Raw genomic sequence first — 25789 nt, 5'->3', positions numbered from 1 at the left:
TCGGAGGAGATGCGCGAGCGCGTTGCGCATGCAACGTTCGAAGTGATCGCAGCGCGCGGCTTTTCGGGCCTGCGGACGGCCGCGGTCGCCGAGCAGGCGGGCGTCAGCCAGGGCGCACTCCTCCACCATTTCGAGACCAAGCACGGCCTGACGCTCGCGACGATCGAATATGCCTTCGCGCGCGCATCGGCCAAGACCGAGGAAATCATCGAGGCGGGCCTCGCCAGGGGCGAGGACCCTATCGACCTGATGCTGAACGATTTCCGGCTCTATTTCTTCAACGATGATTTCTGGGTTTCGCTCGACATCACGATCAATGCGTCAAAGGATCCCGAATTGAAGGGCGGCATCCGCGAGATTGTGCCGCGTTACCGCCTCGGCGTCTATCGCCGCTGGGTCGGTATCCTGTCCGAGAATGGGTGGTCGACGGCGGATGCCGAGGAGATCGTTCGCATGAGCGCGGCGCTCACGACCGGCCTCGGGATCCGGACGCTGTTCGACGATGTCGATGCCTATCTCGACCCGACGCTGCAGAAATGGCGCAAAATGGTTCGCGACACCTGGCCGCGGAAGAAAACCTAGCGCGGCTCGGCGATCACTGGATTCTCGATCGTTCCAATGCCGTCGATCTCGCACCGCACGACATCGCCGACCTTCAGGAAGACGGGCGGATCCTTCGCGATGCCGACGCCCTCGGGTGTACCCGTTGCGATGAGGTCGCCGGGTTCGAGCGTGAAGGCCGTCGAGAGATATTCGATCTGCTCATAGATATTATGCAGCATCATGCCGGTGTTCGACGATTGGCGCTCGTCCCCGTTGACCAAGCAGCGGATCGGCAGGTCGTGCGGGTCGGCGATTTCGTCGGCTGTCACGATCCATGGGCCGATCGGACCATGCGTGTCGAAGGATTTTCCCATCGTCATCGTCTGCGAATGGAATTGCCAGTCGCGCGTCGAGACGTCGTTGGCGACGAAATAGCCGAAGATATGGCGGTGCGCATCGGCCGACGCCACATGCTTGGCGGCCGCTCCTATGACGACGCCGAGTTCGACCTCATAATCGACCTGGTCCGATACATCGGGCTTTACGATGCCGTCGAAGGGCCCGGCAATTGAGGTCGTTTGCTTGTTGAACCAGAGCTGCTTCTTCGGCTCGGCGATACCGAGCTTGGCGCCCTCCTCGACATGCTTGCGGTAGTTCATCCCGATCGCGAGATATTTTCCGGGTCGCTCGATAGGCGCGAGAAGCCGCACTGATGCCAGCGGCACCGACGCGGCCGAGGCCGCGTAATCGGTGATGCGGGCAAGCGCCCCCACGCCTGCCCGCACCACCGTCAAGAGATCGGGGAAGCCGAGCGGCTCGAGATCGACCACTGTATCGCCGCGAACCACGCCCGCTCGCGCTCCAGCACCACCATCGAACCGTACCAGCCTCATCCCGCCCTCTTCACTTGATTCTTGCGACGCTATTTACAAACCGTGCACTTGGTATGTCAATCAAAGAGGCTTCGAGCCTCAAGTCGCGGATCGCACCAAAAGCCTCAGATCTTCCCGGTCAATTCCGGCACGGCATTGAACAGATCGGCGACGAGGCCGAAGTCGGCGACCTGGAAGATCGGGGCGTCTTCGTCCTTGTTGATCGCGACGATCGTCTTGCTGTCCTTCATCCCGGCGAGATGCTGGATCGCGCCCGAGATGCCGATTGCGAAATAGACCTGCGGCGCGACGATCTTGCCGGTCTGGCCGACCTGATAATCGTTGGGGACATAGCCCGCGTCGACCGCAGCGCGCGAAGCACCGAGCGCGGCGCCGAGCTTGTCGGCGAGCGGGAGGATGACTTCCTGGTACTTCTCGCTCGAACCGAGCGCACGGCCACCCGATACGATGATCTTCGCCGAGGTGAGCTCGGGACGCTCCGACTTGGCGATTTCGGCGCCAACGAAGCTCGAGATGCCGGCGTCGCTGCCGGCCGAGACGGCTTCGACCGTGCCCGAACCGCCGGAGGTCGCGGCCTTTTCGAACGCGGTGCCGCGGACGGTTAGCACCAGCTTCGCATCCGAGCTTTCGACGGTTGCAATCGCGTTGCCGGCATAAATCGGCCGGGTGAAGGTCTTCGAACCCTCGACCGACAGGATTTCCGAAATCTGCATCACGTCGAGCAGCGCGGCGACGCGCGGCGCGATATTCTTGCCGGTGGTCGTTGCGGGCGCAAGGAAGGCGTCGTGCGAACCCATTAAATCGGCGACAAGCGGCGCGATATTCTCGGGCAGGTTGTGACCGAAGGCGGCGTTGTCGGCGACATGCACCTTGCCGACGCCGGCGATCTGCGCGGCTTCCTTGGCGACGCCATCGACGCCGCTACCGGCGACGAGCAGATGGACTTCGCCAAGCTTCGACGCGGCGGTGACCACCGCGAGCGTGGCGTCCTTGACGGCCTTGCCGTCATGTTCGACCCAGACGAGCGTTTTCATGAATGCACTCCCATGGCTTTCAACTTGGCAACCAGTTCATCGACATCGGCGACCTTGACGCCGGCCGAGCGAACCGGCGGTTCCGAAACCTTGACGACCTTGACGCGCGGCGCCGTGTCGACGCCGTAATCGGCGGGGGTCTTGGTATCGAGCGGCTTCGACTTCGCCTTCATGATGTTCGGCAGCGACGCATAGCGCGGCTCGTTGAGGCGAAGGTCAGTGGTGACGATCGCGGGAAGCTTGAGCTTCACCGTCTCGAGGCCGCCATCGACTTCGCGCGTCACATTGACATGATCGCCATCGACATTGACCGCGCTGGCAAAGGTGCCCTGCGCCCAACCGGTGAGCGCGGCGAGCATCTGGCCGGTCTGGTTGTTGTCGTCATCGATCGCCTGCTTGCCGAGAATGACAAGGCCGGGCTGTTCGGCGTCGGCAATCGCCTTGAAGATCTTCGCGAGCGCGAGCGGTTCGACGGCGTCGTCGGTCTGCACGAGGATCGCGCGGTCGGCGCCCATCGCGAGCGCGGTGCGCAGCGTTTCCTGTGCCTTTTGCGGGCCGACGGAAACTGCGATGACCTCGGTCGCGACGCCCTTTTCCTTCAGGCGGATCGCTTCTTCGACACCGATCTCGTCGAACGGGTTCATCGACATTTTGACATTCGCAAGGTCGACGCCGGTGCCGTCGGACTTGACCCGCGGCTTCACGTTGTAATCGAGCACCCGCTTGACGGGGACGAGGATTTTCATCGGTCTCTCCCAAGGTCCAAAGGCCCGCTTAGCGCGCGCCTCGACACGGGTAACTAATAAACTGGTTTACCGTTGTCAATTGTCGCCACTCGCCATCGAGCGCAACGAGGACGGATGGAGTGCGCCGGGATCACGGGTAGCTGGAGCGAACAAGGCCGCGGCCGACGCAAATGCCGGCCGCGGCAGTGGGAGTGCCTCAAAAAGAGATCGTCGCCTCGATCCCGTAGGTTCGCGGTTGCCCACGAATAAGCTGGCTAAGGCCGAAGGAGCCTTCCAGGTTCAACCCGAAGGGATAGTAGAGCTTGTCGCCGATATTCTTGATCCAGGCCGATACCTTCAGATCATCATAGGCACAGGTTGCCCGGGCATTGAACAGCCAGTATTTTCCGCCACCTTTCGCAAGGATACCGGTCGCTTGCCGGTCGTTGAACGAGTCATAGAAAAACTGGCCCATATATTGGGTATCACCGTGCAGCGTCAGCTTGTGCGGGCCGCTAGCCCGCCACATCGCGTCATTCTTGTGCATGGAGGAAGCGTGGAACCAGGGCCTGTCCCGGTTCCGGGAATATCCCATTCTTCTTCGCGAGACACTACGCGCGCTATTTGCCTTTTTGTTTGGCGAGTCCCGCAGCGAAGCGCCAAGCGTCAGTGATTGGCTGGAGGAGCGCCTTCAAAAATTCTCGATCGAGAAGACGATTGATCGGGAGTCACTGGAATGCCGCTTGCTAGATTCGGCCGCCGAAGAGATATTCAGAAAGGGCATCGCCCATCTCAATCGAAAGCGTATCGCTGAACGCGTCGGGGTAGCGCCGTCCAAGGGACAAGCGGTGATCACCGAGGCCTTGGGCGGCGACCGCAAAGATGTTACCAAAAATTTGATAGACGTCGTAACCGACCTCATTCCGGCTAGACTCTAAAGCGGCTTGCGGAATTCCAGGGCCACCTCACCGCTTCCACTCTCAATCCGGCATTTCACCGTAACAGCGGTTTAGGGGCGTCGAAATCCGCCAAAGCTGATTAGATAAACTGGTTTATCTTTGCCCATCGCTTCCCTAAGGCAGAAGCGATGAGAGGAGAAGGCCATGCTCGAACGTGACGGAACCAGCCTGTTCGGCGAGGAACATCGGGCATTTCGTGCGATGGTACGCAAGTTCATCGAACGCGAATTCTCTCCGAGGATTGACGAGTTCGAAGATGCCGGCCGGGTTGCACGGGACTTCTGGCTGAAGTGCGGCGAGGCGGGTCTGCTCTGCCCGACCATGCCCGAGGTCTATGGAGGCCTCGGCCTCGACTTCACCTTCAATGCGATCATCAACGAGGAATTCACCTATGCGATGATGGCGGATTCGATCACCCTGCAATCCGACATCACCATGCCCTATATCCTCCACTACGGCGGCGAGGAGCAGAAAGCGCATCTGCTCCCCCGAATGCTCGCCGGCGAGACGATCGCCGCGATCGCCATGACGGAGCCGGGAGCCGGTTCCGATCTCCAAGGTGTCCGGACCACAGCACGGCTCGATGGCAGCGACTATGTCATCAACGGCGCAAAGACCTTCATCACCAACGGTCAGAATGCCGATGTGATCATCACGGTTTGCAAGACCAACCCCGATGCGGGCGCCAAGGGAACTTCCCTTCTCCTTGTCGAGGCCGATCGGCCCGGCTTCGCGCGCGGGCGCAATCTCGACAAGGTGGGCCAATGGATGGCCGATACGTCCGAGCTCTTCTTCAACGACGTCCGCGTTCCTGTCGGCAACCTGCTCGGCCGTGAAAATAGCGGTTTCATTTACCTTGTGAGCGACCTGCCGCAGGAGCGCCTCTCGATTTCGATCACTGCGCAAGCCGCCGCGCAGCGCGCCTTCGACGAAGCTGTGGCGTTCACCAAGGAGCGCAAGGCCTTCGGGCAGCGCGTGATCGATTTCCAGAACACGCGGTTCGTCCTCGCCGACATGAAGGCGAAGCTTCAAGTCGGCTGGGCCCATCTCGACTGGGCGATTGCCCGCCATGTCGCCGGCGAGCTGACCGCGAACGAGGCGGCGGCGAGCAAATATTGGCACACCGAGATGCAGTGGGAAGCTTGCGATGTCGCGCTCCAGCTCCATGGCGGGTCGGGTTATATGAACGAATATCCGATCGCGCGCATCTGGCGCGACGCGCGCGTCCGCCGCATCTACGGCGGCACCAGCGAGATCATGCGAGAGCTGGTTGGTCGGAGCCTCTGAGGGCCTGTACAAAGAGGAAGGCGGAGGGTGGACGCCACTTCGGGCCAGATACCGAGCTGGCTTTACCTTTGGCGCGTGAGGCCAGGAGAGCTTGAGCGGCTGACCGAGCGCAACAGCGGTTTTCGAGATGCCATATGGGACGCAGAAATGTCCAAGTGCGGGCGCTGGTCCATCTACAAACAAGGCGGCCTAAAAGGCCGCCAGGTTTGTGATGAAGGAGCTCTTTCATCGGGTCGCGTCGCGCGACCTACCCCATTGCGATCTCGTCGTCATAAAAATGGACGGCCCCTTATTGGAATAGGGCGCTAGTGATGCTGCAGTGCAACACGTAGTATCTCTCGAACCTTTCAACCATGCCCTGCTGTCGGCTACTTATGATCGACCCGAATATCGGCATGGAGGCGTATGGGTACGACGCGCTGGTCGAGATAGCCATGGTCGAGGCCAGCAATCGCCTCGACGTCGCGCAGGTTCAGGCTGAGCGACGCTTCGATTTGCGATCGGCTATGGACGCCATGTTCGACGAGCATGCGCAGGCCGTCACCAAGCACCGTGGGTCGATTGACAGAAAACATGTCGTCGAGAGGTTCGACCTTCCGGATCCGCTGTGCGTTCATCTGCCGAAACAGATAGGAATACTGGTTCTCCGACAAGATGCCGAGATCGCGACTACGATAGGCCATCGCTGCGATCGCAACGCCCCATCGGCTTTTAAGCGATTTGAAATAGGCGAGCGAACTGCCAAGAACTTCCCGGCTGAAGCTTTCGCGCGGAAGCAGGAAGGCACTCGCGAAGCGGTTGGCCTGCTTCTCGATCATGTCGAGGTTGGCACCGCTCACTTCGACGTCGGGATGAAGCGCGAGGTGACCGAGTTCGTGCGCGAGATTGAAAAGGTCGCGGGGACCGCTGACGACTTCCTCTGAAAGCAGCACGATTGGACGGCCGCCGATCCAGCAGCTGACGGCATCCATGTCCTGGCAGCGCACGGGCTCGCGAACGATGAGAATCCCGTTCTGCTCCATGATGGCAGCAAGGCTGCGGATCGGGCCGCGGCCAAGTCCCCAATGATCGCGCAGCGCCTCGGCTGCACGTTCGATATCGTCCTCATCGCCGCGCTCGAGATCGAATTCGAAGTCGGGAAAGTTCACTGCCGGAAGATCGATAAAGCGTTCGAGGAGCATACCGATGTCACCGGCCCACTGCATACGGCGCACGATACGCCGGCGCTGCTGCTGCTCCATTCTCTTCAGGCTGCGAAAAAAGGGAGCGCGTGGCTCGCCGGGCCGTGACGGCACATTCGTGAAAAAGGAAATCGGCTGACCGGTTTCGGCAATGATCCGGCTCATCGTCTCGCCGCCCGGCGACGTCTGCCCCGTCTCGAACTGCGCGACCGCCTGACGAGTGACGCCAATCGCTTCAGCAAAGCTCTCCCCTGACAGCCCACGCGCTTCGCGGGCTTCCCTTATCCGTTCCGGAATCGGTTTTGCTCCGACCGAGGTCGGAGCGTCCTTGTCTTTGCTCATGTCGTCACCGGTAATCAGGAGCCTTCGTCGGCACCAGAGCCTTCATCGTCGCGGCGCAATTCTTCTTCGATATGGTCGCGAAAGCGCAGAACCACCGAGGGAGTGGCAGCCTCCGGCGCCTCGACGGGATATTCGAACGCCGGGCCGAGGCGATTGAGGACGTTCGTGCGCGCCAGCCAGCTGTTGCGGCCGGCCTCGGGCATACCCCAGCACAAGTGGGTGAGATCGCGCCCCTCCGCCCCGAACGTTAGCCACGCGTACATCTCGGTATCCGAGAGCGCCCGAAACGGCACGACCACGGGGTCGGGCTCGAACATGTCGAGCTGGTTGCTGAGGCGCTGATCCTGGCGCGTCGGCGTTTCTTCGGGAAAAGCCACGGGACCATCGGTCCGGCAGATGTGCGCACGATATGCGCCCGAACGAAGCTCGACCCAGTGCCCCCCGCCCAGCGGCATACGCGTCATGTCGGAATCGAACGGAAGATCCCCTGCCCGGCAACTCTCGTGGACGTTGAAGAGAACCGCAGCACGACGAATGTGGCCGCGAATATCGGCCCCGATCAGCGAATTGAGGAACGGTTCGTTGGCCATCACGTCGCCGGCAAGCATGATCGCTTGGGCAACGCAGCGGGCAAGCGCCGCATCCGCGTCCGGGGGAAAGGCCTCATCGAGTTGTTCCTGGAACGACGGCATGCAATGTCCTTCTGTGAGATTCTGCAAGCTGTTTCCCGAATCTTATGCCTCACGTCAAGTAAATTCTTGAATCCTTGCCAACGAGCTTAAACGGTCAAGCGGCGAGCCGTCCGACCATAAAAGCAATGAACATTAGCGACCTTACGCCCATGGCACGACAGCCGCTCCGGCCATTCCTCGCGCCTCCGCCTGATCGAGATAGTCCGCCCACCACTGCAGCATCGGCCGGCGATGCTTGAGATAGATCGCCGAATTATACACCCCGCGCACGCCCTGCGGCTGGTGCGCGAGTTGCATCTCGACCCAGTCGCCCTCGAACAAGCCGCTTTCATTGAGGACCGTGCTCGCGAGCGAGCGGAACCCGTGCACGGTCGCTTTTCCCCGGAACCCCATGCGGTACATGATATCGAGCATCCGGTTCTCGCTGATCACGAGCGACTTCGAGATTGGCACCGGAAAGAGATAGCGGCCGAGCCGCATATTGCCTGCTTGCCTGTAGACGTTCAGTTCCCAAATCTCGTTGAACAACTCCACCGCTTGGTGCGACAGCGGAACAAGGTGCTCCGAGCGCATCTTCATCCGCTCTGGCGAAATCCGCCACAGGGGATCGGCGGCGCCCATGTTTTCGAACTCGTCGAACTCGGCGAAGCGCGTTTCCGACGTGCGCACCATGGTCATGATCGTCCAGCGTAGCGCCAGATGGCTCAAACGCTCCCCGGTATCGGCGTTGAACTTCACATAAAAGTCGGGAAGGTCCTTGGCGGCGATCTTCGAGCGATGGCGGACAGGTTTCTTCTTTGCCATCGCCGGGCTGAGGTCGCGGCAAGGATCGCTGTCGCAGCGCCCGTCAGGGATCGCGTAGCGGAAGACCTCGCTACAATAATTCTTGATCCGGTGCGCCGTCTCGAACGATCCGCGCGCCTGGATCGTGCGGAAGATGTCGAGCATATCGCGCGGCGTGATCGCCGCGATATCCTTGTCGCCCACGGCGGGGAACACGTCGCCCTCAAGACGGGCGACGATGCGCGAGGCATATTTAGGCACCCAGGATAGCAAGCGCGCCTCGAGCCATTCGCGCGCTACCTCCTCGAACGTGCTGCCCGCCGGCACGGCCAGGATCGCCAATTCCTTCCGGCGCTCTTCCGAGGGATCAAGGCCTAGGGCAAGCTGATGCTTCATCTTGTCGCGCCAGGCCCGGGCGTCGGCGAGCGTGGTCTGGGGATAGCGCCCTCCCGAGAGGAGCTTGGCTTTACCGTCATGGCGATAGGCGAAGCGCCACAGCTTCGACCCATTGGCCTCGACGAAAATGAATAGGCCGCCGCTATCGGCTTTCTTGTATCGCTTGGCGTCCGGCTTCAGCGCCTTCAAAGCGACATTGGTAAGCATGAACCTGTCTCCACATGGTGGGAAAAACCGGCTCGAATCTTCTACCCCAAAAATCTGGGGTAGGACCCGATTTCCTACCCCAAAAATGACAAAAACAGGCTTGGGCTGCAAGGGGGGTAGCTGGGACGCGCTGGGACATGCCCGCGCTGTAACCCGCTGATTTCCTTGTTTTTTGTTGGGACGCCTTGGGCGTCGCTGGGTCCCCTTGGGACACTGGCCTGGCAGGGGCAGTAGGACTCGAACCTACGACCCTCGGTTTTGGAGACCGATGCTCTACCAACTGAGCTATACCCCTAGGCCGGATTGGGCCCTTAGCCCGACAGCGGCAGCGGGGCAAGGCTTATGGCGCGACCTCGCGACGGCGTCTGCGAACGCGCCAGCAAAAATTGCATAGCTTGCAAAGCATCTGTGGGCTGATATGCGCAAAAGGCCGATGACCGCCGCCCCCGCCTCCGACCCGCCGCAACATTATCTCGGCGGAATCGCGCTGCGGCTGCTCGCGATGCTCAGCCTCTCGCTGATGTTCGTGCTCGTCAAATATATCGCCGAGGCGGGCATCCACATCGTCGAAAGCCTGTTCTGGCGCCAGGCGCTGGTGCTGCCGCTGCTCGCGCTGTGGGCGCTGGCGCACGGCGGGCTCGGCCTGTTCGCGACCAGGCGGATCGGCGTCCACGCGCGGCGTGCGGTGATGGGGCTGACCGGGATGGCGCTCAATTTCGGCGGCATGATCTTTCTGCCGATGGCCGAAGCGACAACGATCAACCTGTCGGTGCCGATCGTCTGCGTCTTCCTCGCCGCCGCGCTGCTCGGCGAGCGCGTCGGGTGGCAGCGCTGGGCGGCGGTGATCGTCGGCTTTGTCGGAGTGCTGGTGGTGCTCAACCCGACGACGCTGCTAATGCAGGGGTTCGCCGGCGACCACGGCCTCGGCACGCTGATCGCGCTCGGCGGCGCGGTGATGACCGCGCTGATCACCATCCAGGTCCGCGACCTCGGCCGCACCGAAAGCGCGCTGACGATCGTCTTCTGGTTCAGCCTGATTTCGATGGTGCCGCTCGGCATTGCCCTCCCCTTCGTGTTGACCCCGCACAGCGCTGGCGAATGGGGGCTGCTGATCGGACTCGGGCTGCTCGGCGCGGTGGTGCAATTGTCGCTGACCGGCGCGCTGCGCCTCGCGCCCGTATCGGTGGTCACCCCGATGGATTATTCCAGCCTGCTGTGGTCGATCGTTTGCGGCTGGTGGTTCTTTGGCACCTTGCCCGCCGAGACGACGTGGATCGGCGCGCCGCTGATCGTCGCGAGCGGCCTGTTCATCGCTTGGCGCGAACACCGGCTGCACATCGAACGGATGAAGGATATCACCGCATGACGCTGCCCATCCTCTATCATTGTTCCGACGCGCGGTCGCTGCGCTGCCTGTGGGCGGTCGAGGAGACCGGGATGGCCATCGACCTGCGCGTCCTGACGTTTCCGCCGCGGGCGTTCGAACCCGATTATCGCTCGGTGAACCCGCTGATGACGGTGCCGGGGTGGGTCGAGGATGGACGGTTGATGACCGAGTCGGCTGCGATCTGCGAACGCATCGCCGAGGGAACGCCGCTGGAAGTGCGCCGCGACGAGGGTGATTATTGGGACGCGCGCAACTGGCTTCACCGCAGCGATGCGACGCTGACCTTTCCGCTCGCGATCATGATCCGCTACACGCGCGTCGAGGTGCCCGAGCGCCGGCTGGCGCAGGCGGTCGACGATTATCGCGCCTTTTTTGGCGGGCGGGCGAAAAGCATCGAAGCGGCGCTGACCGACGGCCGCGAATGGCTGGTCGCGGGGCGCTTCACGATCGCCGACATTGCGGTGGGCTATGCCACCTTCCTAGCAACAACGCTGGGCGCCGAGGAGCAGCTCGGCGACGCGACCCGCGCCTGGCTGGCCCGCTGCACCGCGCGCGAAGGCTTTCGCCGCGCCCGCGAACGGCAGCAGTTGGTGGCTCAGCGGTCGTAAGCGAACCAGTCGCCATCGTATTTCGCTTCGAAATTTTCGCGCGAATCGAAGGCGAACTCGATCGGATCGTCCTGGAAATATCCATATTCGTCGAACCGGCGCAAAACCGCCATATAAGCGTCGCGGCAGCGGTCCCGAAAATCCCCGCTTTCGGTCATCTTCACCTGCGCGTCGGTGTGCAAGAAGATCACCGCGGTGGCGAAACCGGGACGAATTTTCCAGATCGCGATGCTGCCGATGGCGCGCTCGACCTCAGCGATGCGCGCGTCGGTCATCTGGCTGTTCGCCTCCCACCGCGCCGGTGCATCGAAGGCCGAAAATATCACGAACAGCCGCTCAGCGCCGGGCAGGCTTTCGCCGCTTTCGCGCAGCAGGTCGAGCAGGCGCGCCTTGACCGCCGCCTGTTTCACGGCGTCGTAGCCGATCGTGCGGTCGTTCATGAACCGAATGGCATCGCGGCGCCGTTCGAAGACCACGTCGAGCCGCGGCCCGTGCAACGGTTCGTTGCAGTCGAAGACGATGTTGAGCGGGACCGGCGCCCGATATTCCGCCGCGATCCATTCCGCCAATCGCCCGAAGAGCGGCGACATCGCAGCCGCGCCCTGTTTGACGCGCTTCGTCTGCAAATAAGATGGGTCCGACGGGGTCATCATCGGTCCGGTCGCGCTTCCCAATAATCGAACGCCAGCTGTTGTTGCTCGCGAATGAAGCGCGCCGCCGCGGCGCCCTCCCAAGGGCCGTCATAACCGAGCAGCAGCGCGGTGCCGCCGACCCACCAGCCCTGCCCCGGCAGCCGGTCGCTTTCGCGCACCACCAGCACCGCGAGGTCGGGCTCGCCGTCGAGCGCGCAGAGGCGATCGACTTCGGCGAGCGTCTTGCACAGCGCGCGCATTTTTGGCCGGGTAAAGCGAAAGCCGAGATCGCCGAGCAGTTCCGAATAGCTGACCGACCGCCCGGCGCGGGCGGCGTCGGCCAATAGCGCGCGAATGCGCGGCGCATCGCCCAGCGCGCCGACGTCGGCGGCGGTCGCCTCGCCGCCTAGCCCGCGGTCTAGAGCGCCTTTGGCGGCCATGGGATGAAGCCCGAGGTGCGCTGGACATAGGCGGCGTAATCGGGCCGCGTCTTGTGCAGCCCCTTTTCGAGCAGCGCCTTGCCCGACCAGCGGGTGAGGGTGAAGGTCAGGAAGACCGGCCCGACGACGCTGGCGACCGCGGCCCAGTGGCCGGTATCGACGGCGACCAGCCATATACCCCACCAGGTCAGTGCATCGCCGAAATAATTGGGATGGCGGGTGTAGCGCCACAACCCGCTGTCGAGCACCCGCCCCTGGTTCGCGGGGTCGGCGCGAAAGCGATCGAGTTGCCAGTCGCCGATGCTTTCGAACGCGATGCCGGTCAGCGCCGCGGCGACCCCGATCCAGCCGACCACGCCGACACCCGGCAGCGGCACCGCGGCACTCGCCCAGATGCCGAGCTGCGCCGGCAGGCAGGTGATGAAGAGCAGCGGGGCCTGGGTCAGGAAGACGGTGAGCAGCGCGGTGCGCGCCCAGCTCCAGCGCTTCGCCTCCATCGTCCGCGCCATGATCCGCGCGTAACGCGGATCCTCGCCCTGGCGCGCCCAGCGGAGGCCGAGATGAATCGCGAGCCGTAGCCCCCACAGCGTCGTCAGCCCGAGCAACAGCTTGCCGTGCGGCGCCGCAAACCCGGCCTGAAAGGCACTGCTCCACGCGAGCAGCCCCATTCCGAACGCCCAGAAGGCATCGATGAACGACACGTCGCGGATGCGAACGGCCACCCCCCACAGGATCAGGATCACCGCGAGCAGCGCCGCGAAATTGATCGCCAGCATCGTCAGCATGTCGTTCATCCGCGAACCTCCCCGGCATCGGCCCCCACGATATCATCGATCGACTTGACCGCGCGATCGGGAAATTTGGGGACGCAGCTGCGATAGACTTCGAGCACCTTCATCATGTCGGCGCGAAAATCGCCGGTCGGCCAGATCAGCGGCCCCAGCCCGCCGGTCTTGGTGCCATAATCCATCATTCCGACGACGAGCGGCACCTTTGCCGCGAGCGCAATCTGATAGAAGCCGGTCCGCCATTTCGTTGCCTTGCCGCGGGTACCTTCGGGCGCGACGGTCAGCATGAATTCGGCGCGGCGAGCGAATTCATCGACCATCTGCTGGACGACGTTCGAACTGTTGCGGCGATCGACCGCGATGCCGCCCATCTGGCGGATGAAGCCGCCGATCGGCCAACGGAACAGCGACAGCTTGCCCATGAAATGCGGCCGCACCCGAAGGTCGGCGGTCAACCCGAGGAAATTGACGAAGTCCCAGTTGCTGGTGTGCGGCGCGGCGATGATGATGAAGCGCCGCGGTTCGGGCACCACGCCGACCGCTTTCCAGCCGCGCATCCGGTAAAGCCCGAGCAACAGCCGGCGCACCGCGCGCGCCACCGGCCCCGGCCGGTCGTCGTTCATTCTGGTCACCGCTGCATCTCTCCCTGTCACCCGATTGCGCGAAACCCCGCCGGTGCGCAAGAGGGGGCGAAGGGCACCGCTGTGTCGGCAATCGACCGGGCGCGATCACAGCCCCTTTGCCATGTGGCCCGGCGCTTGCTATCGCGCCGCGACCATGGCGAATACGACCGACGATCCCGACAACAGCGCTCCCGATTCCGGCCCGGTTCCCGGCATGACCGATACTCCGTTCGACAGCGCGCTGTCGGAGCGGTACCTGGTCTATGCGCTGTCGACGATCACCGCGCGTTCGCTGCCCGATCTGCGCGATGGGTTGAAGCCGGTGCATCGCCGCCTGCTGTGGGCGATGCGCGCGATGCGGCTCGACCCGTCGCAGGGTTACAAGAAATCCGCGCGCGTCGTCGGCGACGTCATTGGTAAATTCCACCCGCACGGCGACGTCGCGGTCTATGACGCGATGGTCCGCCTCGCGCAGGATTTCTCGCTGCGCTATCCGCTGGTCGACGGTCAGGGCAATTTCGGCAATATCGACGGCGATAATGCCGCGGCCTATCGCTATACCGAGGCGCGGCTGACGCGCGTCGCGGTCGATTTGATGCAGGGGCTCGACGAGGGCACGGTCGATTTCAAGCCGACCTATAATGGCGAAGATGAAGAGCCCGAAATCATGCCGGGGCTGTTCCCCAACCTGCTTGCCAATGGCGCGAGCGGGATCGCGGTCGGCATGGCGACGAATATCCCGCCGCATAACGCGGCCGAGGTGATCGGCGCGGCGCTGGTGCTGATCGACAACCAGAATGCCGAACTGTCCGAACTGCTCGAGCATGTGAAGGGCCCCGATTTCCCCACCGGCGGCATCGTCGTCGACAGCGCGGAGACGATCGCCCACGCCTATGAAACCGGCCGCGGCGGTTTCAGGGTCCGGGCGCGGTTTTCGACCGGCAAGCTCGAAGACGGCAGCTGGGAGGACAGCGGGATCGAGAAGCAGCCCGGCGGCACCTGGCAGCTGGTGATCAGCGAGATCCCGTACGGCGTCGCCAAGGGCAAGCTGATCGAACAGATCGCGCAGCTGATCGCCGACAAGAAGCTGCCGATCATGGAAGATGTCCGCGACGAAAGCGCCGAGGATCTGCGCATCGTCATCGAACCCAAGAGCCGCAACGTCGATCCCGAGGTGCTGAAGGAGAGCCTGTACCGGCTGACCGACCTGGAAAGCCGCTTCGCCCTCAACCTCAACGTCCTCGACGCGACGCGCACCCCCAAGGTGATGGGGCTGAAGCAACTGCTCACCGAATGGCTGCAGCACCAGATCGTCGTCCTCGTCCGCCGCGCCCAGCATCGCATCAACAAGATAGACGACCGGCTGGAGCTGGTCGCGGGTTACATCATCGCCTTCCTCAATCTCGACCGGATCATCGAGATCATCCGTACCGAGGACGAGCCGAAACCGGTGATGATCGCCGAATTCATCCTGACCGACCGGCAGGCCGAGGCAATCCTGAACATGCGGCTGCGCAGCCTGCGCAAGCTCGAGGAGATGGAGCTGAAGCGCGAGCAGGCCGATCTGACCGCCGAGCGCGAGGAGCTGGTCAAACTGGTCGAGAGCCCGGCGCGGCAGAAAACGCGGCTGCGCAAGGATCTGGAAAAGCTGCGCGCGGTATACGGCCTCGAAACCGTGCTCGGCGCGCGGCGGACGACGATTGCCGAAGCGGCGCCAGCCCGCGACATTCCGCTCGACGCGATGATCGAAAAGGAGCCGGTGACGGTGATCCTGTCAAAGCGCGGCTGGATCCGGGCGCAACGCGGCCATGTCGCCGAGGCGCAATGGGGCGAATTCAAGTTCAAGGAAGGCGACGAGCTGTTGTTCGCCGCCCACGCGCAGACCACCGACAAGCTGCTGATCGCGGCGAGCGACGGGCGCTTCTTTACCGTCGGGGCCGACAAGTTGCCCGGCGGACGCGGGTTCGGCGAGCCGCTGCGGCTGATGGTCGATATCGACCCCGAGGCGCGGATCGTCGCGATGACTCCGGCAACCGCCGACGGCCGCCTCCTCCTCGCCTCGTCGAGCGGGCACGGCTTTATCGCCCAGATGGGCGAAGTCGCCGCCGAAACGCGCAAGGGCCGCGGCGTCGTCAACCTGAAGGCCGGCGCGCGGCTGGCGATCGTGCGGCCGGTCGGGCCGGGCGACGACAGCGTCGCGGTGGTCGGCGAAAACCGCAAGCTGGTCGTGTTTCCGATCGCCGAAGTGCCGGTCATGGCGCGCGGCCAGGGCGTGATGCTGCAACGCTATCGCGACGGCGGCCTGTCCGATGCGATCAGCTTCGTCTTTGCCGAGGGGCTGAGCTGGGCGATGGGCGGCGATAGCGGCCGCACCCGGACCGAGGCCGACCTGATGCCGTGGCGGGTGGCGCGCGGCGCTGCCGGCAGGATGCCGCCGACCGGCTTTCCGCGCACCAACCGTTTCGACTGATCGCAATTCAAGGACGCTGTAAATAGCTTCTTTACCCCCGCTCACTTACCGATGGGCAAATGGGGAAAGGTCGCTCAAAACCCGCTGTTATGCCTATTGATAGAACCGGCGAAGACCGGCCCTTGCTGTTTGTCGGCTGGATCGATGCGCTGCCCGTGCCGGCCGCGCTCATCCGTCCGCTGGCGCGCGGCAATTTTCGGCTCCACGCGAGTAACGCAGCCTTCGACCGACTAAAGCTGTCGCCGGTGGGGGTGGATGCGCCGATTGCGCTGCTCCGTGCAGTCGAGCGTGCAGCGCAGGACCCGGCCGCGCTGCAGGAATTTTCGTGCCAGCTGGGCGAAGGCATCGCGGCGCGCGACCTGCGCGGGTCGATCGGACCGCTGGCGGACGAATGCGGCGACGAATCGCTGTTCCTGCTGACTCTGATCGACCGCACCCAGGAAATGATGACCGAGCGCAACCTGCGCCGCGAACTCGTATCCGACAGCCTGACCGGTCTGCCCAACCGCGCCGGGTTCGAAGAGCTGGTCGAAAAGCGCACCGCGAGCGACGCCGGCGGCGACCATGCGATCCTGCTGCTCGACCTCGCGCGCTTCAGCCGCATCAACGAACATATCGGGCCACTGGCCGGCGACGAGCTGATCATCACCGTCGCGCGGCGGCTGAAATCGAGCCTGCGCAGCGGCGACATCTTGGCACGCACCGGCGGCGACGAATTCGCGATCTCGTCGCGCGTCGCGGGTGGGCGCGCCGACGTCCGAGAGATGGCACGGCGCATCCGCGGCTGCTTCGACCACCCTTTCCGCATCGGCGAACTGAAGGTCAGCGTCGATTGCGCGCTCGGCTGTGCGATCCAGCCCGCGCTCGATGCCGACGCTGCGGACCAGATCCGTCACGCCCAGATCGCGCTGAAGCGCGCCAAGCAGACCGATCGCATCGAAATCTATGAGCCCGAGGCGGCGATGCTGTCCGACAATCGCTTCGGGCTCGAGACCGAACTGCGCAACGCGATCGAGGAAGACCGGCTGCACCTCGCCTTCCAGCCGCTGATCGAGCTGTCCAGCGGCCGCGTCGCGGGATTCGAGGCGCTGGCGCGCTGGGACAACAGCGCCGGCGCAGCGGTGTCGCCGACCGAATTCATCCCCGTGGCCGAGGATTCGGGGCTGATCGTTCCGCTCGGGCAATGGGCGATCGGCAAGGCGGCCGAGGTGCTCGCCGACTGGGACCGGCAGAACGGCAAGCCGGTCGACTGCTATTTCTCGGTCAACGTATCGGCGATCCAGCTGGTGCGCGACGATATCGCCGCGGTGGTCCGCGACGCGCTGACGGCGCATGCCATCGGCGGCGAACGGCTGATGGTCGAACTTACCGAAAGCGCGATCATCGGCGACCCCGACCTCGCGCTGTCGGTGCTGGGCGAGTTGAAGGCGCTCAACGCGCGCGTCGCGATGGACGATTTCGGGACCGGCTATTCCAACCTCGCCTATCTGCAGCGGCTGCCGATCGACGTGCTCAAGATCGATCGCAGCTTCGTCGAGCATATGGTCGACGACCGCGACAAGGTGGCGATCGTCCGGACGATCCAGAGCCTGGCCGAAGTGCTGGGGATGAAAACCACCGCCGAGGGGGTCGAAACGGTCGACCAGGCGCGGCTGCTGTCGGCGCTGGGATGCGATTTCGGCCAGGGCTATCTGTTCGCGCGCCCGCTGGAGGGCGCCGCGGCGCTCGATTACTGGCGTCAGTCGCTGCTGCGCCCGATATTCTGATCGACCAGTTCGCCGACGCGCGCCGCGTCCGGAAAATCCTCGGCCACCCAAGCGGCCTCGACCGCCTTCAAGATCCGCGCGACCTCTGGCCCCGCCGCGATCCCCCGCGCGACGATGTCGCCGCCCTTGAGCGGTAGCTGAGGAACGTCCCAGCCGCCGAGCGCCGCGACCGCCGTCGCCGCGGTCGCGGGATCGCCGCCAAGCAGGTGGACGTCGCGCGCCGCCTCGACCCCGATTGCGTGCGCCAGTTGCCGCACCGGGCGCCCGTTCGTGCGGTGCGCCGCCAACGCCGCAAGATGCTTGCGCTGGCGGGTCGACAGGCGAAGGCGGCTGGCGACCTGTTCGGCGACGGCGGGATCGGGGGGCAGCAGCGCCGCCATCCGGCGCAGCGCCGACGGCGCGGCCGCAACGGCCTGCTCGTTGGCGTAGAGCGCCGCGAGCGCGGCGGCGAAACCGGGCGCCAGTTCGGGGAGCATCACGTCGAACAGGCCGTCATCGGCGATCTGGCCGACGATCGCGCGCGGATCGGGCAGCGCCAGGATCTTGGTCAGCTCGTCGGCGACGCGCTCGCGCGACAGGCTTTTGAGCGACTGGCGCGCCGCGATCACCGCCGCGTGGCTTGCGGGGTCGAGCGCCCCGCGTCCGAAGCGCGCCGCGAAGCGATAGAAGCGCAGGATGCGCAGATGATCTTCGGCGATCCGCGTCGCAGCGTCGCCGATGAAGCGGACGCATCGCGCATCGAGATCGGCGACGCCGCCGAAATAATCGTCGATCGCGCCCGTATCGGGGTCGGCATAGAGCGCGTTGATCGTGAAATCGCGCCGCGCCGCATCCTCGCGCCAGTCGTCGGCAAAGGCGATGGTGGCGCGGCGGCCGTCGGTTTCGACATCGCGGCGCAGCGTCGTGATCTCGTGATGATCGCCGCTGGCGATCGCGGTGACGGTGCCATGCGCGATGCCGGTGGGGATTACCTTGATATCGGCCGCCGCGAGCCGCCGCGTGACCTCCTGCGGCAACAGCGGGGTCGCGAGATCGACGTCGGTCACCGCCAGCCCGAGCAATGTGTCGCGCACCGCGCCGCCGACGATCTTCACCGCGCCGCCGTCCGCCGTCAGCGCCGCGACGATGCGGCGCAGTCCGGGGCGGTCGCGCCATTCGGCGGGGGGAAGCCGCGTCACCGGTGCCATCCCGCCGGCATCCGCCGCGCAAGATTGACGATGATCCCTGCGGTCACCCCCCAGATCCGCCGTCCCTGCCAGTGCATGTCGTAATAATGGCGGTCGTGCCCCTGCCAATGCGCCTGCTGGCGGTCGTAATTGGCGGGGTCGAACAGAATGTCCAGCGGCACCTCGAACCAGTCCTCGACCTCGTCGGGATTGGGATCGAGCGGCAGGTCGGGCGGGATGACGCCGAGCACGGGGGTGATGTGATAGCCGCTGCCCGACCGATAGGCCTTGGTCGCCCCCGCGATCGCCACGTCGCGGCGGCTGAGCCCGATCTCTTCCTCCGCCTCGCGGAGTGCGGCATCGATCGCGTCGCGGTCGCCGGGATCGATCTTGCCGCCGGGAAAGGCGACCTGCCCGGCATGGCTGCGCAGCCATTGCGGGCGCTGGGTCAGGATGACGCCGGGGTCGGGGCGGTCGGTAAAGGCGACCAGTACCGCGGCGTCGCGCAGCGTCGGGGCGCCGAGATAGCCTTCGTCCTCATCATCGCCGGGGAGCAGATTTTCGAGCGCGGTGCGCAGCTTCGCCGACAGCATCAGCCATGCACCAGCGCAAAGCGCGCGCCGTTCGACCAGATGGCGGGGGGATCGCCGCCTTCGGCCAGCGCCAGTTCGACGAGCTGGTAATAGAGCGCCCGGTCGATCCGCGCTTCGAGCCCGTTGCCGACGACGCCGCGCACATGCAGCCGCGGGTCGGGCGCGTCGGGGTCGCTGCCGAAGCTGAGCGGATGATCGGGTCCGGCGAGCACGAGATCGTCGGTGGCGAGGCGAAAGACGAGCTTGCGCGCCTCGCACTCGCCTTCGCTCTTCATCTCGACGGCGCGGAACGGCGTATCCTCGACCGCGATCGCGAGTTTTTCGCCGGGGGTGACCAGGACATGGTCGCCATCGGGTTCGCGGCGCAGGATGGTCGAGAACAGCTTGACCATCGCCGGGCGGTTGATCCGGCCTCCCTCGTGATACCAGCTGCCGTCGGCGCGGATTTCCATGGCGCTGTCGCCCGAGCGCTCGGGGTGCCATCGCTCGACCGGCGGCAGTTTGCGCGCCGCGAGCAGTTCGGCCGCTTCGCTCAGCGACAGCTGGGCAAAATCCTCGGGAAGCGAAGGCGCGGGGCTGACCATGGAACCGACATAGGGGGGCGGGCGCGTGGTGCAAGTCGGCTTCGCTGCGAAACGAGGCGCTTGGCCGATGAGGAAGCGAAGAATGGGTTCACGCGAAGACGCGAAGACGCGAAGAAGACGGCTCGGGGAAGCGGGGGCGCGGGGCTGACCAGGGTTCCGACATGGGGGGTCGGGCGCGGGGTGCAAGTCGCGGCGCGTGTCCACCGACCGTGCCCCTGCGGAGGCAGGGACCCATTCATCGACCCGGCCGGTCCCGTTCAGTGGCCGATCGGGACGCGATGTCTGGTGATGGGCCCCTGCCTTCGCAGGGGCACGGGCCCTAACGCGGCCCGATCATTCCCGCGCTGGTCGGCAGGTCGTGGCCGTTGATCGCGCGCGCGAGGAGGCGGTGCTTTTCATAGGGGCCGGGGAGTTCCCACGCCGCCGTCGCGGCGGCGGCAAAGCCGAAGAAGCGGCCGTAATATTCGGGGTCGCCGATCATCATCAGCGCGCTGTCGGCGCCGGTTTCCGCCGCCGCCAGCATATGCGCCATCAGCAGGCGGCCGTGGCCGCTGCGCTGGAGGTCGGGGCGCACCGCGACGGGGCCAACCATGACGAGCGGGGTCGCGATGCCGTCCGCGGCATGGTGCGCGACGGGCCAGCACTGGATCGTGCCGACGAGCGCGCCCCGTTCGACCGCGGCAAAGCTGAGCGCCGGAACCGGCGCCATGCCGGCGCGGATGCGATAGGCGGTGCGGCCAAAGCGGTCGGTTCCGAAGGCGGCGTCGAGCAGATGCTCGACCGCCTGCGGTTCGATGTCCGACAATGGAAGTAACTCGACCAACGCGCGCCCTTTCGCTAATGCGGCGGCGCTTTAGGGTCCGGGGTCGGTGAAGGAAAGCCGAATAACGGTCCTGCCGAACAGGAATTTCTTGTGACCGATACATTGTGGCTGGAGGTGGACGGGCTGACCGTCCAGGTGCTGACCGGCATTTATTCCGAAGAAACCCACCTGCCGCAGCCGCTGCGCATTTCGGTGCGCGCCAAGCTGACGATGGCCGGTCATTATGATCCGACCACTCCGCTCAGCGCGTCGAAAAACTATATGCACCTGAAATTCGCGGCGACCGAGGGCATTCCGAAGGACGTCCATTTCGTGCTGATCGAAAGCGTCGCCGACCATATCATCGACACGTTGTTCCTGCAGGACGACAAGGTCGAGGCGGTCGAGGTCAAGATCGTCAAGCTGGCGATCGCCGAAGACGGCGAAGAGATCGGCATCACGATGCGCCGAAGCCGTTCGGGCGCGCGCACGTGACGCAGAAACTGGCGCTGGTCACGGGGGGCCTCCACCGCGTCGGCGCCGCGATTTCGGCGCGGCTGGCGCGCGAGGGCTATGCGCTGGCGATCCACAAGCGCAGCCCGGGCGACGCGGACGCGGTGCTGGCCGACGCGCTGGCCGAGACCGGCGCGATCAGCCACCGCTTCGCCGCCGACCTGTCCGATCCGGCGGCGGTCGATGCCCTGATCCCCGCGGTGATCGCGGCGTTCGGACGCGCGCCCGACTTGCTGATCAACAATGCCGCGCTGTTCGCCGAGGGCGACTGGGCCGACCTGTCGGCCGCCGCGCTGACCGGCATGATGCAGGTCAATCATCATGCGCCGGTGATGCTGGCGAAGGCGCTGGTCGCCGCGAGCGCGGGCAAGCGCCCGGCTATCGTCAATATCGTCGACCAGCGCGTCGCGCAGCCGGTGCCCGACCAGCTCGCCTACAGCCTGTCGAAAGCGGCGCTGTGGCAGGCGACGGCGACGCTGGCGGTGGCGTTTGGGGACCGCGCGCGGGTCAATGCGGTCGCGCCGGGGCTGACGCTGGCGACCGAGGATTATTCGGCGGCGCAGGTCGAGCGGCTGGCGGCGCGGATGCCGCTCGGCGCGCTGCCGACTCCGGCGCAGGTCGCCGAAGCGGTGGTGTATCTGGCGCGCGCCGAGGCGGTGACGGGGCAGACGATCTTCGTCGACGGCGGCGCGCATCTGGCGCCGCTGGGGCGGGATTTTGTGGTGTTGGAGCGGGATTAGCAGCGCGGTGGCGTGATGTCCGCAAACGACCATTTGCTGCCCTACTCAACCCCGTTCGCATCGAGCGAAGTCGCGATGCCCATCGGCGTGGTATGAGGTCGAAGGGTGTCTCGACTTCGCTCGACACGAACGGATTGAGGGATGGCCTTTAACGACCGATTGCAGACATCGTCGGCCACAACTATTGGAAGTCTGTGAGCGAGGTCATCAAGCATGTCGTAGCCCCTGACGGGCAAACCCGGGTCACCATTCACCGGCGCGCAGACGGTCGTTTCGAATTTTCTTATGACAAGTTCTATGTTGATGAAATTCCGGAGTATAATCATCACATGGAATACTGGGCGCCGGGGCAACTTTCAGGCATCTTTGACACTGCTGAAACGGCAATTCGGGAGGCTTCCGTCGATTTTCCTTGGGTGTCCGATCTGAAAAATGAGGGCGGCAGCTAACCACCCCAAAGCAGACAATCTAACATCGTCACCCCGGACTTGATCCGGGGTCCATGACTTCGGCGCCGCAGTGGATCCCGGATCAAGTCCGGGATGACGAAAAGTCTGACGGTCGGCTCTCCGCGCACGTCAATAAATATGCACCGCCTTCGTCACCAGATAGCCGTCCAACCCTTCGGGCCCGCTCTCGCTGCCGAAGCCCGATTCCTTGATGCCGCCGAACGGCATGTCGTTTGCCGAGATCACGAAGCTGTTGATCCCGACCATGCCGCTTTCGATGCCGTCGGCGATGCGGTTGATGCGGCGGCCGTTTTCGGTGAAGGCGAAGGCGGCGAGGCCGTAGGGTAGCCGGTTGGCCTGTTCGAGCGCGTCGTCTTCGGTGGCGAAAGGGCGGATCAGCGCCATCGGGCCGAAGGGCTCGTTGTTCATCGCATCGGCGTCGAGCGGGACGTCGGCGAGCGCGGTCGGCTGGAAGAAATAGCCCTCGCCCGTCGCCGCGCCGCCCGCGATCACCCGCGCCCCCTTCGCGGTGGCATCGGCGATCATCGCTGCCAATGCCGGCGCGCGGCGCGCGTTGGCGAGCGGCCCCATCTGGGTATCGGGGTCGAGCCCGCTGCCGACCTTTACCTTGGCGGTGCGGGTCGCAAAGCCCGCGACGAAGGCGTCGTAGATGCCCTGCTGGACATAGAAGCGCGTCGGCGAGACGCACACCTGACCGGCGTTGCGGAACTTCTGCATCACGACGCGGTCGAGCGTGGCTTCGAGGTCGCAGTCGTCGAAGATCAGCACCGGGGCGTGGCCGCCGAGTTCCATCGTGATCCGCTGAACCCGGTCGGTGGCAAGCTTCATCAGATGCTTGCCGACCGCGGTCGAGCCGGTGAAGCTGACCTTGCGGATCACCGGACTGCCGAGCAGGTGGCGGCTGATCATGTCAGGGTCGCCATAGACGAGCTGGACGACGTCGCCCGGCACCCCGGCGTCGGCGATGCAGCGCATGATCGCGCCGGTGCAGCCGGGGGTTTCCTCGGGCGCCTTGGCGATCACGACGCAGCCCGCGGCGAGCGCGGGGGCGATTTTCTTGACCATCAGATTGACCGGGAAGTTCCACGGGCTGAACGCCGCGACCGGCCCAACCGGCTGGCGCAGCACCATCGCGCGCTGACCCGCCGGCCGCTGGACCACGCGGCCTGCGATGCGTTTCCCCTCCTCGGCGAAATAAGCGAACAGCGACGCCGCCGACAGCACTTCGCCCCGCGCCTCGGCGATCGGCTTGCCCTGTTCGAGCGTCAGCAGCGTCGCGATCTGGTCGGCGCGCTCGCGGATCAGCCCGGCGACCTTGTGCATCAGCGCGGCGCGTTCGTCGGGAGTCTTCGCCCGCCAGGCCGGCCAGCCGCGCTCGGCAGCGGCGAGCGCCTCGTCGAGGTCGGCGATGGTGGCGACGGGCAGTTCGGCGATCGTGTCGGCGGTCGCGGGGTTAAACACCGGCCGCCCCTCACGCCCCTCGCCGCTCCGCCAGGCGCCGGCGATGAAAAGCTGGAGGTCGGCGTCGTAGGTGGGGGTCATGGGGGGTCCTTCGATCTCTTGGGGGACGCGAGCGATATAGGCCCGATCAGCGATAGTTAAAGCTGACGCTGATCCGTTCGCCCTTGCCCGCATGCGGCATCACTTCGTGGCGGAGCCAGCTTTCCCACAGGAACACGCGGCCCGCGGCGGGCTCGCCGTAGATAAAGGGCAGCAGCTGTTCGGGCGCGTCGTCGGTGCGGCCGGGGGCGGCCATCAGCATCGCGAGGCGCGGATCTTCGAGCTTCAGCGCGCCCGATCCGGGCGGGACCGCGACATAGAAGGTGCCCGACACGATGCTGTGCGGGTGGATGTGGCCGCTGTGGGTGCCGCCGGGTTTGAGGACGTTGACCCACATCGAGTCGAGCTTGAGCGGTTTGGCGAGGTCGAAGTGCGCGGCTTTGGCGAAGGCGCGCACCTCCTTGTCGAGGAGGCGCTTCAGGTCGTGGAACGCGGGGTCACGTTCGGGCAGGTCATTGAGGCTCGCATAGCTGGTATAGCCCTTGTAGCCATGATCGCGGCTCCAGCGCCGGCCGGCCAGATCGTCCTCGGCGAGCTGCCGGCAGCTGTGCTCCAAATCTTCGAGCAGGTCGGACGAGCCGGCGTCGGCTTCGTAGAAAAGACTGGCGAAGAGCGAACGAACGGGCATGATGGCCGCAAAGCACAGCAAGTGCGGACAAGCAAGGGAGACGAGGATGGCCGAGTTCGAACTGATCGCCGACGGATTGCGCTTCCCCGAGGCGCCGGTCGTGATGGAAGACGGCAGCGTCATCGTCGTCGAGATCGAGGCGGGGCGGATCACGCGCTGCTGGCCGGGCGGGAAGAAGGAAGTCATCGCGACCCCGGGGGGCGGGCCCAACGGCCTGGCGATCGGCCCCGACGGCAAGCTGTATTGCTGCAACAACGGCGGCTTCAACTATGTCGAATCGGATGGCTATCTGGCGCCGCATGGCATCGCCAGCGATTATTCGGGCGGGCGGATCGAACGGATCGACATCGAGAACGGCGCGGTCGAGGTGCTTTATAAATCGGGCGATCATGGCGTCGTGCTGCGCGGCCCCAACGACATCGTGTTCGACCAGCACGGCGGCTTCTGGTTCACCGACCATGGCAAGGTCGATTATGCCAAGCGCTGCCACGACATCGTCGGCATTTTCTATGCCAAGGCCGATGGCAGCTTCATCGAGGAAGTGATTTTTCCGTCGAACAACCCCAATGGCGTCGGCCTGTCGCCCGATGGTGACGCGCTGTATGCCGCCGAAACCTATACGTGCCGGCTGATGAAATTTACCATCACCGCCCCCGGCAAGGTCGCGGCCGATGCGGGCCCCGGCGGTCCCGGCATCCCGCTCTATCGCCCCGCGGGCTATAAATTCTTCGACAGCCTGGCGATCGAGGCATCGGGCAATATCTGCGTCGCGACGATCGGCGAATGCGGGATCAGCGTCGTCTCCCCCGCGGGCGAACTCGTCGAGTTCGTCGCGACCGACGACATCTTCACCACCAACATCGCGTTCGGCGGCTCCGATCGGCAGGATGCCTATATCACCCTGTCAGGGACCGGGCGGCTGGTGAAGACGCGCTGGTCGCGGCCGGGGCTGCAGCTGCAATATTAGGGGCGGGAAG

At 64.8% G+C, this 25789-nt stretch carries 28 protein-coding genes and 1 tRNA gene; 11 read left to right on the top strand and 18 right to left on the bottom strand.

Annotated elements, in window-relative coordinates:
• Window positions 1-9 precede the first annotated feature (9 nt).
• On the top strand, window positions 10-582 hold the full coding sequence (locus HEQ22_RS01490; RefSeq protein ID WP_432769437.1) for a TetR/AcrR family transcriptional regulator: 573 nt from the start codon (window positions 10-12) through the stop codon (window positions 580-582).
• On the opposite strand, the gene HEQ22_RS01485 is transcribed toward HEQ22_RS01490, so the two are convergent.
• The 4 genes from HEQ22_RS01485 to HEQ22_RS01470 all read right to left on the bottom strand — a co-directional run bounded on the left by HEQ22_RS01485 (window position 579) and on the right by HEQ22_RS01470 (window position 3742).
• Window positions 579-1436: a fumarylacetoacetate hydrolase family protein gene (locus HEQ22_RS01485; RefSeq protein ID WP_432769436.1), complete on the bottom strand. Its 858-nt coding sequence runs from the start codon at window positions 1434-1436 to the stop codon at window positions 579-581. The two genes, HEQ22_RS01490 and HEQ22_RS01485, sit on opposite strands and share 4 nt — an antisense overlap.
• 104 nt (window positions 1437-1540) lie before the next feature.
• Window positions 1541-2470, bottom strand: coding sequence for an electron transfer flavoprotein subunit alpha/FixB family protein (locus tag HEQ22_RS01480; protein WP_432769435.1), 930 nt, complete (start codon window positions 2468-2470; stop codon window positions 1541-1543).
• Window positions 2467-3216, bottom strand: coding sequence for an electron transfer flavoprotein subunit beta/FixA family protein (locus HEQ22_RS01475; RefSeq protein ID WP_432769434.1), 750 nt, complete (start codon window positions 3214-3216; stop codon window positions 2467-2469). Before HEQ22_RS01475 ends, HEQ22_RS01480 begins: the two co-directional genes overlap by 4 nt.
• A 196-nt stretch (window positions 3217-3412) precedes the next feature.
• Window positions 3413-3742, bottom strand: a complete 330-nt coding sequence (locus tag HEQ22_RS01470) for a hypothetical protein (RefSeq protein ID WP_432769433.1) — start codon at window positions 3740-3742, stop codon at window positions 3413-3415.
• Between HEQ22_RS01470 and HEQ22_RS01465 the strand changes: the two genes are divergently transcribed.
• A complete protein-coding gene (locus tag HEQ22_RS01465) occupies window positions 3741-4133 on the top strand; it encodes a hypothetical protein (protein WP_432769432.1) in 393 nt (130 codons plus the stop codon). The genes HEQ22_RS01470 and HEQ22_RS01465 overlap by 2 nt on opposite strands.
• A gap of 165 nt (window positions 4134-4298) precedes the next feature.
• Window positions 4299-5441, top strand: a complete 1143-nt coding sequence (locus HEQ22_RS01460) for an acyl-CoA dehydrogenase family protein (RefSeq protein WP_432769431.1) — start codon at window positions 4299-4301, stop codon at window positions 5439-5441.
• Window positions 5442-5809: 368 nt separating this feature from the next.
• Here the strand turns inward: HEQ22_RS01460 and HEQ22_RS01455 are convergent, their stop codons facing one another.
• The 4 genes from HEQ22_RS01455 to HEQ22_RS01440 form a co-directional block, all read right to left on the bottom strand.
• Complete coding sequence (locus HEQ22_RS01455; protein WP_432769430.1) at window positions 5810-6964, bottom strand: XRE family transcriptional regulator; 1155 nt, start codon at window positions 6962-6964, stop codon at window positions 5810-5812.
• 14 nt (window positions 6965-6978) lie between these two features.
• Window positions 6979-7656, bottom strand: a complete 678-nt coding sequence (locus HEQ22_RS01450; RefSeq protein WP_432769429.1) for a hypothetical protein — start codon at window positions 7654-7656, stop codon at window positions 6979-6981.
• Between the two features lie 141 nt (window positions 7657-7797).
• Window positions 7798-9042: a tyrosine-type recombinase/integrase gene (locus tag HEQ22_RS01445; RefSeq protein WP_432769428.1), complete on the bottom strand. Its 1245-nt coding sequence runs from the start codon at window positions 9040-9042 to the stop codon at window positions 7798-7800.
• A gap of 219 nt (window positions 9043-9261) precedes the next feature.
• A tRNA-Trp gene (locus HEQ22_RS01440) sits at window positions 9262-9337 on the bottom strand.
• 138 nt (window positions 9338-9475) lie between these two features.
• On the opposite strand from HEQ22_RS01440, the gene HEQ22_RS01435 reads away from it, so the two are divergent.
• Window positions 9476-10408: a DMT family transporter gene (locus HEQ22_RS01435; protein ID WP_432769427.1), complete on the top strand. Its 933-nt coding sequence runs from the start codon at window positions 9476-9478 to the stop codon at window positions 10406-10408.
• The gene (locus HEQ22_RS01430; protein WP_432769426.1) at window positions 10405-11037 is read left to right on the top strand and encodes a glutathione S-transferase family protein; all 633 of its coding nucleotides are present in this window, start codon (window positions 10405-10407) and stop codon (window positions 11035-11037) included. The genes HEQ22_RS01435 and HEQ22_RS01430 overlap by 4 nt, the downstream gene beginning before the upstream one ends.
• Here HEQ22_RS01430 and HEQ22_RS01425 read toward each other — a convergent pair.
• The 4 genes from HEQ22_RS01425 to HEQ22_RS01410 are packed head-to-tail and all read right to left on the bottom strand — an operon-like array spanning window position 11025 to window position 13520.
• Complete coding sequence (locus tag HEQ22_RS01425; protein ID WP_432769425.1) at window positions 11025-11690, bottom strand: hypothetical protein; 666 nt, start codon at window positions 11688-11690, stop codon at window positions 11025-11027. The two genes, HEQ22_RS01430 and HEQ22_RS01425, sit on opposite strands and share 13 nt — an antisense overlap.
• Window positions 11687-12109 carry a ribose-phosphate pyrophosphokinase gene (locus HEQ22_RS01420; protein ID WP_432769424.1) on the bottom strand — a complete coding sequence of 141 codons (423 nt, stop codon included), beginning with the start codon at window positions 12107-12109 and terminating at the stop codon, window positions 11687-11689. The genes HEQ22_RS01425 and HEQ22_RS01420 overlap by 4 nt, the downstream gene beginning before the upstream one ends.
• Entirely contained in the window at window positions 12088-12903 is an 816-nt protein-coding gene (locus HEQ22_RS01415) for a DUF1295 domain-containing protein (RefSeq protein ID WP_432769423.1), read from the bottom strand. Before HEQ22_RS01415 ends, HEQ22_RS01420 begins: the two co-directional genes overlap by 22 nt.
• The gene (locus HEQ22_RS01410) at window positions 12900-13520 is read right to left on the bottom strand and encodes a lysophospholipid acyltransferase family protein (protein WP_432770918.1); all 621 of its coding nucleotides are present in this window, start codon (window positions 13518-13520) and stop codon (window positions 12900-12902) included. Before HEQ22_RS01410 ends, HEQ22_RS01415 begins: the two co-directional genes overlap by 4 nt.
• 154 nt (window positions 13521-13674) lie before the next feature.
• On the opposite strand from HEQ22_RS01410, the gene parC reads away from it, so the two are divergent.
• Window positions 13675-15990 carry a DNA topoisomerase IV subunit A gene (gene parC, locus HEQ22_RS01405; protein ID WP_432769422.1) on the top strand — a complete coding sequence of 772 codons (2316 nt, stop codon included), beginning with the start codon at window positions 13675-13677 and terminating at the stop codon, window positions 15988-15990.
• Window positions 15991-16079: 89 nt separating this feature from the next.
• The gene (locus tag HEQ22_RS01400; RefSeq protein WP_432769421.1) at window positions 16080-17756 is read left to right on the top strand and encodes a putative bifunctional diguanylate cyclase/phosphodiesterase; all 1677 of its coding nucleotides are present in this window, start codon (window positions 16080-16082) and stop codon (window positions 17754-17756) included.
• On the opposite strand, the gene HEQ22_RS01395 is transcribed toward HEQ22_RS01400, so the two are convergent.
• The 4 genes from HEQ22_RS01395 to HEQ22_RS01380 all read right to left on the bottom strand — a co-directional run bounded on the left by HEQ22_RS01395 (window position 17729) and on the right by HEQ22_RS01380 (window position 20922).
• Window positions 17729-18934 (bottom strand): CCA tRNA nucleotidyltransferase, encoded by a 1206-nt coding sequence (locus HEQ22_RS01395; RefSeq protein WP_432769420.1) that lies wholly within the window; start codon window positions 18932-18934, stop codon window positions 17729-17731. The two genes, HEQ22_RS01400 and HEQ22_RS01395, sit on opposite strands and share 28 nt — an antisense overlap.
• Window positions 18931-19515, bottom strand: coding sequence for a CoA pyrophosphatase (locus HEQ22_RS01390; RefSeq protein ID WP_432769419.1), 585 nt, complete (start codon window positions 19513-19515; stop codon window positions 18931-18933). Before HEQ22_RS01390 ends, HEQ22_RS01395 begins: the two co-directional genes overlap by 4 nt.
• Window positions 19515-20099: a DUF1285 domain-containing protein gene (locus HEQ22_RS01385; protein WP_432769418.1), complete on the bottom strand. Its 585-nt coding sequence runs from the start codon at window positions 20097-20099 to the stop codon at window positions 19515-19517. Before HEQ22_RS01385 ends, HEQ22_RS01390 begins: the two co-directional genes overlap by 1 nt.
• Before the next feature lie 319 nt (window positions 20100-20418).
• Complete coding sequence (locus HEQ22_RS01380) at window positions 20419-20922, bottom strand: GNAT family N-acetyltransferase (RefSeq protein ID WP_432769417.1); 504 nt, start codon at window positions 20920-20922, stop codon at window positions 20419-20421.
• A gap of 90 nt (window positions 20923-21012) precedes the next feature.
• Here HEQ22_RS01380 and HEQ22_RS01375 point away from each other — a divergent pair, with 90 nt between their 5' ends.
• From HEQ22_RS01375 to HEQ22_RS01365, 3 genes are all read left to right on the top strand, one after another.
• On the top strand, window positions 21013-21396 hold the full coding sequence (locus HEQ22_RS01375; protein WP_432769416.1) for a dihydroneopterin aldolase: 384 nt from the start codon (window positions 21013-21015) through the stop codon (window positions 21394-21396).
• A complete protein-coding gene (locus HEQ22_RS01370) occupies window positions 21393-22154 on the top strand; it encodes an SDR family oxidoreductase (protein ID WP_432769415.1) in 762 nt (253 codons plus the stop codon). Before HEQ22_RS01375 ends, HEQ22_RS01370 begins: the two co-directional genes overlap by 4 nt.
• 194 nt (window positions 22155-22348) lie before the next feature.
• A complete protein-coding gene (locus tag HEQ22_RS01365) occupies window positions 22349-22603 on the top strand; it encodes a hypothetical protein (RefSeq protein WP_432769414.1) in 255 nt (84 codons plus the stop codon).
• A 129-nt stretch (window positions 22604-22732) separates the two neighbouring features.
• Here the strand turns inward: HEQ22_RS01365 and HEQ22_RS01360 are convergent, their stop codons facing one another.
• Both HEQ22_RS01360 and HEQ22_RS01355 read right to left on the bottom strand, forming a co-directional pair.
• On the bottom strand, window positions 22733-24166 hold the full coding sequence (locus HEQ22_RS01360) for an NAD-dependent succinate-semialdehyde dehydrogenase (protein WP_432769413.1): 1434 nt from the start codon (window positions 24164-24166) through the stop codon (window positions 22733-22735).
• A gap of 46 nt (window positions 24167-24212) precedes the next feature.
• Complete coding sequence (locus HEQ22_RS01355) at window positions 24213-24812, bottom strand: TIGR02466 family protein (protein ID WP_432769412.1); 600 nt, start codon at window positions 24810-24812, stop codon at window positions 24213-24215.
• 46 nt (window positions 24813-24858) lie between these two features.
• Here HEQ22_RS01355 and HEQ22_RS01350 point away from each other — a divergent pair, with 46 nt between their 5' ends.
• Window positions 24859-25779, top strand: a complete 921-nt coding sequence (locus tag HEQ22_RS01350) for an SMP-30/gluconolactonase/LRE family protein (protein ID WP_432769411.1) — start codon at window positions 24859-24861, stop codon at window positions 25777-25779.
• Window positions 25780-25789: the final 10 nt, after the last annotated feature.

It is taken from the genome of Sphingopyxis sp. (genome assembly GCF_050916055.1).
GTDB lineage: Bacteria > Pseudomonadota > Alphaproteobacteria > Sphingomonadales > Sphingomonadaceae > Sphingopyxis.
The sequence above is the reverse complement of the archived record's forward strand: the minus strand, read 5'-3'. Positions and strand labels throughout refer to the sequence as shown.